At 52.2% G+C, this 12,260-nt stretch carries 10 protein-coding genes; 7 read left to right on the forward strand and 3 right to left on the reverse strand.

What is annotated here, in order from left to right:
* The first annotated feature begins 20 nt into the window (after window positions 1-20).
* Window positions 21-440, forward strand: a complete 420-nt coding sequence (locus tag ACYVRB_RS02915; RefSeq protein ID WP_461213443.1) for a hypothetical protein — start codon at window positions 21-23, stop codon at window positions 438-440.
* Between the two features lie 25 nt (window positions 441-465).
* Window positions 466-765 (forward strand): hypothetical protein, encoded by a 300-nt coding sequence (locus ACYVRB_RS02920; protein WP_461213444.1) that lies wholly within the window; start codon window positions 466-468, stop codon window positions 763-765.
* Between the two features lie 63 nt (window positions 766-828).
* Here the strand turns inward: ACYVRB_RS02920 and ACYVRB_RS02925 are convergent, their stop codons facing one another.
* On the reverse strand, window positions 829-2,061 hold the full coding sequence (locus tag ACYVRB_RS02925) for an MFS transporter (RefSeq protein ID WP_461213445.1): 1,233 nt from the start codon (window positions 2,059-2,061) through the stop codon (window positions 829-831).
* Between the two features lie 280 nt (window positions 2,062-2,341).
* On the opposite strand from ACYVRB_RS02925, the gene ACYVRB_RS02930 reads away from it, so the two are divergent.
* From ACYVRB_RS02930 to ACYVRB_RS02950, 5 genes are all read left to right on the forward strand, one after another.
* The gene (locus ACYVRB_RS02930; RefSeq protein WP_461213446.1) at window positions 2,342-5,767 is read left to right on the forward strand and encodes a SpaA isopeptide-forming pilin-related protein; all 3,426 of its coding nucleotides are present in this window, start codon (window positions 2,342-2,344) and stop codon (window positions 5,765-5,767) included.
* The gene (locus ACYVRB_RS02935) at window positions 5,760-7,028 is read left to right on the forward strand and encodes a pilin N-terminal domain-containing protein (RefSeq protein WP_461213447.1); all 1,269 of its coding nucleotides are present in this window, start codon (window positions 5,760-5,762) and stop codon (window positions 7,026-7,028) included. The genes ACYVRB_RS02930 and ACYVRB_RS02935 overlap by 8 nt, the downstream gene beginning before the upstream one ends.
* Before the next feature lie 33 nt (window positions 7,029-7,061).
* Entirely contained in the window at window positions 7,062-8,702 is a 1,641-nt protein-coding gene (locus tag ACYVRB_RS02940; protein WP_461213448.1) for a SpaH/EbpB family LPXTG-anchored major pilin, read from the forward strand.
* Between the two features lie 18 nt (window positions 8,703-8,720).
* Window positions 8,721-9,554 carry a class C sortase gene (locus tag ACYVRB_RS02945; RefSeq protein ID WP_461213449.1) on the forward strand — a complete coding sequence of 278 codons (834 nt, stop codon included), beginning with the start codon at window positions 8,721-8,723 and terminating at the stop codon, window positions 9,552-9,554.
* A gap of 685 nt (window positions 9,555-10,239) precedes the next feature.
* Window positions 10,240-10,884 carry a nitroreductase family protein gene (locus tag ACYVRB_RS02950; protein WP_461213450.1) on the forward strand — a complete coding sequence of 215 codons (645 nt, stop codon included), beginning with the start codon at window positions 10,240-10,242 and terminating at the stop codon, window positions 10,882-10,884.
* Window positions 10,885-10,936: 52 nt separating this feature from the next.
* On the opposite strand, the gene ACYVRB_RS02955 is transcribed toward ACYVRB_RS02950, so the two are convergent.
* Together ACYVRB_RS02955 and ACYVRB_RS02960 are read right to left on the reverse strand one after the other, a co-directional pair.
* Window positions 10,937-11,857, reverse strand: a complete 921-nt coding sequence (locus ACYVRB_RS02955) for an SPFH domain-containing protein (RefSeq protein ID WP_461213451.1) — start codon at window positions 11,855-11,857, stop codon at window positions 10,937-10,939.
* Between the two features lie 32 nt (window positions 11,858-11,889).
* The gene (locus tag ACYVRB_RS02960; protein ID WP_461213452.1) at window positions 11,890-12,081 is read right to left on the reverse strand and encodes a hypothetical protein; all 192 of its coding nucleotides are present in this window, start codon (window positions 12,079-12,081) and stop codon (window positions 11,890-11,892) included.
* Window positions 12,082-12,260: the final 179 nt, after the last annotated feature.

Genomic DNA, 12,260 nt, shown 5'->3' on the forward strand with positions numbered 1-12,260 from the left:
CCAGTCTTGGAGGCATCGTCATGAAAGTACGCACATTACAATGGTTGGCGAACCTGGCTATTTTTGGCGGCTTTGCGGTCTACTTATTCTCGCTGACCAACCCTGATGCATGGCAATTGAAACTCGGCGGGTATGTCATCTGGGTGCTTTGCGTTGGAGGTCGCGTGGCGCTGATCCGACGCGGTAACAGATGGCGCATGCAGGAACTGTGGACGTTGGCCGATGAACTCGGGTACGGTCCGGCCAAGCTCAAGCAGCTCGCCGGACGCTACAGTTTACTTGATTGGGCGGCGTCGCAACCTCAGCGGCTGCAGTTTGTGCCGCAAGCGCGTGTCTGTTTGCGGGTGCTGGTTTTGTTGCAGAGTGAGCAAAAGCGCCGTTTGCGAGATGCAGACGTAGCCCCAGAAATCGTCGGGGCGCTTTCGGGGCTCGAGAATTAAACTGAGAAAAGGGGGGAAAAGCCTTTTGACGATCCTCTTAAATATCGCGCTGGGGGTGATGGTGCTGGGCGGGATCTATCTGATTCCCAAGGTGTTCAGCTCCGCGCGGCCGACCCGCCTGGAGCGCGGGGTGGTCTTGGTAATTGTCGTGGTCTGTTGGCTGGTGGCGGCGATCGCCGTGCTGGCAAGCGTCTTGGTGGTGATCGCCGTGGTCCGGCAGCACGAGTGGCACTGGGTCGTCTTGGTGCTTGTTGCGATTTACGTGGCCTGTGCCTGGGTGCTGGGGCGGATCGGCTGGCGATTTTTCAAAGATTGGCAACGTTGATGTCAAAATAAATAGGCTCCTGACAAAACCATTGCGGTTTTGCCAGGAGCCTTATTTGTGTGGTTACGAACGACCACGGCGCAACTGTGGCTGGGTGAACCACAGCAACAAGAAGTTGATTAGCAACAAGGCGGCCGTTGAGATGAAGACGACGTTGTAGCCAAACACGCCGGCCAGTGTCCCGCCGAGCAGCGCCCCAAACATGTTGCCCAAGGCCTGGAAGCTCTGGTTCCAAGAGAAGATCGCGCTAGTGGCAGAGGTCGGGGAATTTTTGGTCAAGAGCGTCTGGATCGTTGGAAACAGCGCCCCGTCGGAGATTCCGACCAAAAAGCGCAAAACGCCAAGCATCACGACGCCGGTAACGAAGCCTTGCGGCAAATACACGAGCACCGCGAACAAATAGCCGGCGACCAAGATCTTACCGCTGCCGTGGCGATCGCCATACGCACCCAAGCGCGGAGCCGCCAAGATGTTTGAGATCCCTGGCAGCGCCGCGATAATGCCGGCGACCAAAGCGACGGCACCAGTGTTGTGCATCAGCTCTTTGACATACAAGCTGATGATCGGCGCAATCGAGGTGTTGCCTAGCTGGACGAACAAGGTGGAAAACAGCAACATGACGATCAGCTTAGGATTGGCAAACTGGCTGAGCAAGCCGCTAAGCAACCCTTTTTGGTGGGCGCTTTTCGGGCGCGGCGGGATCGGAACAAAGTCTTCCTTGACCAAGAACGCAGACAAAAGCCCGGTAATCAGCAACAAGCCGGCGGTGATGACGAAGGTGATCCGGATCGAGAAGAACTGAGCCAACGCGCCGCCGATGATTGGCCCCATCAGCATGCCTGATGTCGAGCCGGTGACCAGCGTTCCCAGCGCCTTGCCGGAGTTGCCGCGCGGGGTTTGTGAGGCGATCAGCGCCTGGGCGTTAGAGATGTAACCGGAAAACAGGCCTTGCAGCGCCCGCAGCCCGATCAGCTGCCAGACGTTGGTGACCAGCCCCATCAAAAACATGGCGACAGCCATCCCAAAAGCCGCGCGGATCAACATGATCTTGCGGCCTTTGCGGTCGGCCAAGGCGCCCCACATCGGGCTGACGATCGCCGTCACCAAGAACGTGGCGGCATAAACGATTCCGGAATAAAAGGAAACTTGGGCCTTGCTGAAATCGCCCAGTTGACCCACGTATAACGACATGAAGGGCATGATCTCGGAAAACGCGATGCCGGCAACAAACGTACAGCCCCACAAAATTGTGAGGTTGCGCCGCCAAGGTGAAGTTTCCCGCTGCTTTTCATCCAAATTCGATCATCCTTTCTACTTGTGCATAGCCACTAACCATTATGTGCGTAAATTGTGAAGAAATGATGAATGACCAGTTAAAGGAGGATTTGGTGCTGTTTTCAAAATTATTTTTTTAAATAACAGATGTGATGATTTCTTTGGCCGGGGTCAATCCGATATGGTTAATATAGATCGATGAGTAACTATTAGGATTTGCTAAAGGAGGGGCTGGATGAAATATTTTGATAGCGCATAGAATCGTTGCCTAACACGGCTTCTCGTGAAGAGGGGGAAACGGATGAAACGCAAACTGATCAATGGGGCGATGGTCTTCTTGTTGCTGTTTGTTCAATTCAGCACGTTGCTTGGTGGCCGTCAGGTGCATGCTGAGCCAGTGAAACAAGAAACGATCATCGATAACCAGGAACTGAAAGTGGCGGTTTCAGGCACCGTGACGGGTGAACAAATCACTTGGAAGGTAGCCTATGATCGGCACCAAAGCGAACTGAAGCGAGCGCTTAAGCTACGGGTTTCGACTGATGAAGCTGGTGAAAAGCGTCTCGCGCCAGAGAAAAATGAACTTGGTCAACAGATGCAAGCCAAAGATGATGTGGCAACTAATCAGTGGTGGATCGAAAAAGCCTATTCGCCACAAGCCATCGGCGAGCTGACGTTCAAGACCAGTATCGACCAGCCAACGCTTCATGTGGCAGTGCAGATGAATGAAGAAAAGGAGGTGGCGACCACTGCTGATCCTGCCAGCGTCCAACCCGCGACGCCTGAAGTAACCACTGATCTCCTCGATCAAACCATGTCAGGTCCGCACGCGGTGACGGTGCCAGTGCCGGAAGCAGCATCGGTGGCAGATGAAGCAGTTGCAACCGAACCAGAAGTTGCCGAAGCAGAGGCCACTAAACCAGAAGCTAATGAAACGCAGGCAAGTGAAGCCGACACCGCCAAAATGCAAACGCCGGCAGAAGAAGCCGCACCGGCCGTCGATCCACAGACACCAAAGCAAAAAGTTGAGGCGTTGAAGACCATTGAATTGGCAAGTGGCGAACAAGCAAGCTGGAGTAACGCCAAAGTCGCCAATGACGCGATCTTCTTTTATCACGATCGCGACGCCAAGCAGATGCTTGTCCGGGTTTCTTTTGCCATTGCCAACCGCGTCCGGACGTTGACCATTCCGGAAGGCTGGCAGGTGAAAGAAGTCAGCGATCCCGCAAAGGCTACTCGCGATGGCGATCAGCTGAAGCTGGCGCTGGCGGGTGTCCGCAAAAGTGCACAGCTTGACGTGACGCTGAGCAAAGCCATTACTTCAGAAGAACAAGCAGCCCAGCAAGGCCAGTTCGATTTAACTATCGACGACACGATTAAGTATGACGTGCAGTTGAAACTGGCAACCACAACCAACGCCGCCAAGATCGTGACTCCACCATCACAGGCGAATCCATTGGCCGCGACCAATCTGATTCTGACCTTAGGTGCTAGAGCGTCGATGGACGTTGGCGTTGATGGACTGGCGGATCGTGAGTTCTCGACGTACAGCAAGAAACATGGGGCTGGACTTTCCAAGTATGGTTCCGAAGATGCGATGAAGAACATGATCTCGACTGACTATCAAACTGGTTCAGAAGCCGAAGCCATCATCATGAATTCTCATGAGATCGCCAAGAAAGCGACGATTACGCTGGATTATAGTCATGTCGGTTATGTGCAAACAAACTCAGGCGATGTTCAGATCGGGGCGTATGTCACGGTCAAAAACATTGTCCCACGGTTTGCTGAGTGGTCAGGCGACGCGGCGAATCGCGTCGGGATCGACTTTTCCAACAACTTCTACTCCGGTGTCTCGCTGGCCAACATCCGCGAGTTTGATTGGGAAGTGACCTTCTATTACAAAGACGGTGACACCAAGCGGGCTGTGAACTTTGTTGAAGTGGCAAGCGTTGAAAAGCCGATGCTGACGTTCACTTCCTTGAATCCAGGGGAATTTGTGCAACCAACCAGTGGCGGCAACTCCAACGTTATCGTTTCTGATAATTCTGGGGTGGCGCAGAAATATCTGAGTAGCAATAGCCTCGTGCCATCGGATGAAAACCGCTTTGCGAATTATTCCTGGCCAACGACAGGGGAGATTCAAGCTTATACCTCAGAAAAATGGGGGAACTGGAACCAAGGTGAAACCATCGACCCTAATTATGAATGGGCCGATTGGCTCGGTGCACCAACATTTGGTGATGGGGCAGCTTCTTTTGCCTTGACTGGGACGACTTTCAACTATCGCCGGGGAACGTATTCCGATGCTCAGGAAACATGGCTAGCGAACGCCTCTGGGACCGCTCGCTTTGAGATTCCGGCGTTGAAGAACAACAAATCGATCACGCAATCTGCTAATGAAGGCGGGGGGAATGCCGATCAGAAGAAAGGCGACATCTACACGGATAACGGTCTGCATACCACTAATATCGACAAGATTGCTGAAGCCGGTGACACGATGTTCTACTACATCAATCAAGAAACTTATACCGTGATTGAAGAAGTTATCAGCCGGCCAAACACAATCATCATCGAAGACACCTTGCCTGCTGGCATGCGTTTGGAAAACAACAGTGTCAACGACATCAAGGTCCTCAACGAAACCCAGAGTGAACGAACGGTACCGCAACTGTTGACATCTTTCCCGAATGGTCAATCTCAAAACGGCAGTAAGATCGAAGTCAGTGAAGTGGCTGGTCGCGTGAAGATCAAGGTGACCTTGGTCAGCAAAGATGTCATGAATATTCCGTTCCAGTCAGGTTACTTCAGTGTTCAGGTGAAAGTTAGAAGTAACTATAAACCAAGCAACATCGATGAAGAAAAAACCATGGCCAACTCGGCGACCGTCAAGATGCTTGACGCCAAGGGTGAAGAAAAATACGCCAAGGAAACTAACGAAGTCTTCGTAACGGTCAAACCGGATAACCCGGAATTCGATGTCAGCTTTAACAAGGTCGACAGCGATAACCAGCCGTTGTCCGGCGTTCAGTTTGGCTTATTCGCCAATCAAGACGACGCCGAAGCAATCTATCGCTCTAACGTCACCACAGCCAATGGTGAAGTTAAGTTCACCAAGGTTGTACCCGGTGACTACTGGCTGAAGGAAATGCAGACACCGGCTGGGTATCAACCGATCGCACCGATCAAGGTGACAATCGATAATGACGGTAAGTTAAGCGGTCTGACGAACAACCGAATCGTCAACGAATACAAAGAATATGCCCTCGAGTTGTTGAAACAAAGCACCAGTGGTCAGCGGTTAAACGGCGCCGAATTTGTCGTCGAAGCCGATGGCAAGACCGTGGCGACTGGGACATCAAAAACCGATGAGACCTTGGTCTTTGATCACAAGCTCAAGCCAGGCACGTATACGCTGCGCGAAATCAGCGCCCCAACCGGTTTTAAGAAACTCGACGGGACCTTCAGTTTCACCTTGAAGCCTAACGGAACCATAGACCAGGTGGCGTATTCCGGGGATGATCTCACTGAAAAACAATGGGGCATCACAATGTCTGACGATAAGGCTCGCGTGGTGTTTGACATCACCAACGAACCGGATACGACTGAGTTGCCGGTCACCGGTGGCAGCGGCATTGGTGCCTACCTGGCGTTAGCGCTGTTGCTGATGGGTGTCGCCGGGGGCATCTGGCTGGTTCGCAAAAAGGGGGTGCGAGGAGATGCTTAAACGCTTGTTACTCGCTTTGGCGCTGGCAATTTTCGCCGTGCCAGCCTTCTTCACTGCCAACCAGACCCACGCCGCCGAGAACACGACCATCACCTTGCACAAGCGGATCTATCGTGATGCGCGCTTGGCGCAAGTTGATGAGTGGCAGTATGACAACCAAGGACAGGAGGTGACCTTAGGGGATGAATCCTTTGGCCTCAACGGCGTGAATTTTGAAATCTATGACGCGACGACGCTATATGATCAGGCCAAAGAATCCGATGAAACCCGGGCGGAATTCACCCAGCGGCTCGCCAAGATGTCACACAAAGCCGCGTTGGCAATGGCGACCAAATACCAGCTACAATTGACTGGTAAGGTTAAGACGCAAACCGTTGGCACCGAAGATGGCGTTGGTCAGCTTCAAGTTCCAACCCGGCATGACGGCGATTATGCCGCTTATCTGATTGTTGAAGTCAGTGTGGATCCACAAGCAGAGCTGAACGTCGACTTGACCAAGAAGGCGAGTCCGATTCTGATCAATTTGCCAGTATCAGTCAACGACCAGCAGCTCGATCAACTGCACATCTATCCCAAAAACGTCGGCTATGTGCGCGACCCGTTTTTCTTCAAGTATGGGGTACAACTCGACGGCAAACAGGTCCGCCTGCCAGGCGCAGTGTTCGCCTTATATCGCCTCGATGAAGCGGGCAACAAGCTGTATCTGGATATGGCGCCAGTAACCGACTTGAAAAACAGCTGGGTACAATCAGCCACACCGCTGACCGATCCTAAAGTCAACTTGTTCACCTCTGACAAAGATGGGCTGGTGAATACCGGCGAGCGATTCTTGCCAAGCGGCACCTATTACTTTGAAGAGTTGAAGGCGCCTGACGGCTACCAGAAACTCGACAAACCAGTCAAGGTGGAGGTACCAGAAACCTGGTACGACGAAGACGGTAACTTTTTGCCGGTGTTAATCAACGGCGAGGCGATGGACGAAACCCAATCGGGCGTCGTGCAGCCCGCAACGATCGCCAAAGGTAAACCGCGCGTGTACAACTACCAACAGCCAAAGCTGCCGGACACGGATTCGACCAAACCAGGCACGACCGCAACCACCCCGAGTCCGGGTTCTCAAACACCAAGTACCCCGGGATCGACTCCAACCAGCCTGTTGCCTAACATGGGTTCAGCATTCACTTGGTTAGGCGTCGCCGTGGGGCTGGCGCTGATTTTACTGGCTTGGCTGCTGTGGCACAAGCGCCAAGCGCACCATTAATCGACTCACAACACACCTATAGGGGGATAAAACATGACACACACGAAGCTTACCCGCACCCTGCTTGCCGGGATGATGACATGCTCCATGGCGCTGACCACCTTGAGTGTCGTCGCGACGAACACTGACTCCGTGCGTGCGGCCGAGGTGAATAAGGATGTTAACAGTCCAACGTTTGATGTTAATTTGTATAAGATGAAGCTCTACGATGGCCGCCAGATTGAAAACAATGGGTCACCACTACCTGGGATGGCTGGTGTCGAAGGCTTACAAAACGTCACCTTCAACTATTACAACATCACTGAGTTGTTCCACAAAGTGAAAATAGATCAAAAATTGGACGACAACCAAAAAGTGATGGATTATATCACGGATAACTGGAAGACGTTGGTGGGTCAAGCAACGCTCACAGGCACCACAGCGGCGACTAACGCCGATGGGTTGACCACGATCGCTGATTTACCAAAGAAGACGACAGTTGATGGCAACGCGTTGGATAGCATCTACTTGTTCGAGGAAAATGCAAGCGATGCCAACGCCGACTTCATGATGTCACCACCGTTCATCTTGGGGATGACCGCTAAATTAGCTGAACAAGATGCGGTGACCTTGTATGCCAAAAACTATGGGGTGCAAAAGAATTTATGGGGAACCGATGATAAAGGTAACCCGGTGGATTTGAACGATGACAGCAAGGCGTACAGCTTTGAAGTCGGGGATGACATTTCTTATACCTCAACGAGTCCGATTCCGGCTGTTCTCGATGGACACACCACGTTACGATTCTTGGATACGATGAGTACGACGGGGACAGATCTCAAGCAGATCGACGCTATCGGCTACTATGGTGACGATGGCACGTGGATCCCAATTACACCCGAGTTTAATGCCGTTGCTACGAAGCATCTCACCTCCAACGACGCTAACTGGGCGAACTTGAAAGATGAATTGAACAGTGAACTGACAAACAAGGTCGGTGATTTATATGCTGGGTTCTACTATGAACTTGATGTCAATGATCCCGATACCCGCGAGCTTTTAGAAAAGATTGCTGGTAAACGACTTGAATTCCGTTACACGATGACGATCAATGATCAAGCGGTTGCGTACAAGGATATTGATAACACCTTCTACGGGATCTTCACGAACCAGCATGGTGAAAGCATCTCTAAGGACACCCCGCCACCAGTCGAAACTGGGGCCCATGACTTCAAGAAGGTCGACTCAAAGACAAAGGAAGGACTGAAAGGGGCACAATTTATCCTCCGCCAAGGTAAAGAGGACAACTATGAATATGCCATTTTCGACATTAAAGGGGATAACGGTAAATATGACCCATCTGACATTGAATGGACCAACGACCCAAATAAGGCGACCGTCATTGAATCTGGGTCAGGAGGGGTTATTCAACTCGAAGGGTTAGCTGAAGGGAATTATGTCCTTTACGAAACCAAGGCGCCGACGGGGTATGAGATTGCTAACAAAGAAACCTCGTTCACCATCAAGGATGGTGCGCGAGGTGACAGTGACATCGATGGTACAGAAATTGATAACTCCAGGGATGATGTGCCGTTGCCAATCACCGGTTCTACCGGGATCGCAGTCTTCGTTGTGATCGGGCTGGCGGCAATGGGGACCGCGGTTGTCTACCAGAAGAAACGTCGTCAAGCATAATGACTGAAGGAGGTACGGATGGCAAAACGCAAAAAGAAGCGCTTGGTGGGTGATATCCTTGTGATCGTGATTTTTTTCACCGGCCTCGCCATCTTCGCCTATCCCTTCGTGGCCAACGCGGTCAACAACGTGATCGTGGCGGTGCGGGTGAAAAACGACCAAGAACGATCGAAACGCAACGCGAAGCAACAAGCCGCGCAACGCAAAGCGGACAATGAAGCACTGGCCAAAAACGGGCTGGTGCCCAACGCGGATGTGTTCAAGCGTTCTGGAAAGATCTCGCAGTCGGAAAAATACCTGCAGCGACACTTGATCGGGGCGGTAACGATTCCCAGCATCAATGTGAATGTACCGTTGTATGATGCCACCAACGAAACCTTGCTCCAAAGTGGTGCAACGGTGTTGCCTGGCACGAGCTATCCGACCGGTGGCAAGAACACCCACACGGTGATTTCCGCACACAGCGGCCTGCCAACGAAGACCCTTTTCACAGATTTGGAAAAGGTCAAAAAAAAGCAGCGCTTCATTATCACGGTCGGAGACAAGCACCTGGCTTATAAGGTCGATCGCATCCAAGTGATCAAACCGGATAACGTTGAGGTGCTAAAAATCGAAGCCGGGCGCGATATCGCGACGCTGATGACCTGTACGCCGTATGGCATCAACTCGCATCGACTATTGGTGACGGGCCACCGCGTGCCATACACGCAAGCGCTGGCCAAGAAGGTGCGCCTCAGCGACGATAAACGCTGGTGGCAAAGCCTCGCGTTCATCATCGCCGCGATCGCTGCCGCTGTCATTGCCATTGGCCTAGGCATCCGCGCCGTCCGCCGCTATCGCCGTAATCACTAGACTTCTCACAAAAGAACACCGACCACTACTGGATTATTCCAGCTGATGTCGGTGTTCTTTTCTCGTACTGTCGCTGTTCGGCAGCGTAAGTGTGTAGTTGATTGTAGACCAATCGCGGTCGGGTGCGGGTGAAAGTGACTCCAGCCGGCTTCAATCTGTCGTGGAGAGGGTGCTCGGCGGAGCTAACTCAGCTTTGCTGAGTGGATCTCCACCTGCGCCTTGCTGTAAGCGACAAGTCGCTAACAGCAATCTCACCACGTCAGATTGACCTGCTTCCGTCACTTTCACCCACACCCTAGGTTCTGCGTATCAGGATAGTATCGTGTAACGGACAACACGATCCAACTAATCTATTCTTAACTAGACATATTGTCGGCCACCGGTCTATTTCTATTCTCGTGAAAATTGCCACTTCTGGTGACACAGGACGCTAACGTCAGGGTTTGGTGTGTGGAGGCCCGAGTTAGCTTCCGAGCGCCTCGCACCGTTCCAGCCATCTCAAGGGCCGGAACACACCAAACCCGACCTATACCACTATCCCAAACACATCCCAAAGAAGACTTACGTTGCCGGACAGCGAGTGTGTGGTTGGATTGGTAGCAACTCAATTGCACCTTTTAAAAATAGCGTAAAACGGTTACAATAATATTTGTAAGTGAATTAGTGAGCAGAAAGGATGATAGCGATGGCTTTTGTGAACAACGATTTTGGGGACGTCTTACTGAAACGGGAATCGGTGCGTGATTTTGACCCGAGTGTGAAGATCCCGCGGGACGAGTTGCAACAGATGATCCAAGAAACGATTACGGCCCCGTCTGGATGCAACTTGCAGGCCTGGTATTTTGTTGTGGTCGATGACGACGCCGGCAAGGACAAGTTGCGCCAGTACTTCATGAAATTCAACACGCCGCAGCTTGAGAGTTGTTCCGCGATGGTGCAGATCTTCGGGGACACCTTGGCCTACAAGTCTTACCGGGATCTGTGGAACAAGGCGTACGAAAACGGCCAAATCACTGCGGAGAAGCGCGACGAGGTGCTCAAGACCTTCCTACCGATGTATGAAGCTGCGGATAAGCAGATGCTGGTGATGGACTCGACCGTGGATAGTTCAGTCGCCGCGATGCAATTGATGTTGATCGCCCGGGCGCATGGCTATGAAGCCAACCCGATCGGCGGCTATGATGCCAGCAAGGCGGCTAAGTTGTTTGGCCTGGATCCTGAGCGGTACGTGCCGGTGATGGCCATCGCGATCGGCAAGCCCGCCCCGGATGGCAAAGATGAGATGAAGTCTGCGCGTTATCCCGTCGATCAAGTCCTGGATTTCGCCTGACATCAAAAGATGGCGCGCTCCCTGAAAAAGGGGAACGCGCCATTTTGATTGCTTATTTCTTAGATTGCGTGGTCTTGAGCAGTTGGCCGAGGGCTGGGATCTGGCCCAGTGAATCGACGGCGGTGCTTGGCAAGACGACGGTGTTGCTGTCACCTTTGGCCAATTCTTCTAAGGCCTCGATGTTCTTGTATTTCAAGTAGAGGTCACCATTGTTGACCAAGCCGGAATTGATGGAATCGATCTGGTCTTTGACCGCAGCAGCGAACAGGCGTTGGGATTCAGCCCGTCCTTGAGCTTGTAAGATCTGCGTCTGACGGTTGGCTTCCGCTTCAAGGATCGAGGATTGCTTTTCCCCTTCGGCTTTGGCGATGGCGGCTTGTTTGTGGCCTTCCGCTTCCATGATGTTGGCTTCTTTTTCACGGCTGGCGCGCAACAGCTTGTTCATGGATTCTTGGATCGTGGCGTCGACTTGAATCGAGTCGATGTTGACCCGATCGACGTTCAAGCCGTAGCCGGCGGTGGTTTCAGCGATCTGGGAGAAAAGGGTCTGGTTGATGGTTTCGGTGCCGTTCAAGACATCGTTGAGGTCCATGTTACCGATGATGCCACGGAGATTGGCCCGAGTGTCTTGGACCATGGACAGCACAGAATCTTTGTTTTGATAAACGTAGGCGTTGACGTCGGTGATGTGATACTTCAAGGTTTCTGAGATTCGTACGACGACGTTGTCTTTGGTGATGACTTCTTGTTCGTCGACTTTCAGCGGAATCTGCTTCATGTTGACGACTTCGGTGATACGATAGATCAGCGGCGGCACCACGTGAAAGCCTGGTTCAAGCGTTTGGACGTATTTCCCGAGCCGTTCGACGATCCCGACTTCACCGGTATGGATGATGGCGACACTGGTGAATAAGATCACCCCGACGACTAAGATCAATAGGATCACAACGATCCCGATTATAATTGAAAACATTTTGCTTCCTCCTCATGGACACTTAACAAGCGTCAATAAACCAGTTGTTTATCCGCGCCGCGAACCGTCAATCCCAAAGCCCCAACGGCCACAACGACCACGGTGTGCCCGGCTGGGGTGGCATCGGCAACGCGATAATGATAATGGATCCCATATAACACGATTTCGCCGCTCGATGCCTTGGGTAAGGTGAAGCGGGTGTTGATCAAGCGCTCATCTAACATGACGATCCTCCTTTGAACAACGTCGACAGCGTTGCTAACTACCTTCATCTTAGGCGATATCGGTGGTTAAGGCAATTCTAATCGTAACCGGTTACACGGCATCGGCCTTAAGTCGCATTTGCTGAGTGACAATTTTGTCACTTAAACCAGCGTCAGGTGCGCTACAATATGGGAATGGC

Source organism: Lacticaseibacillus boliensis, assembly GCF_054784775.1.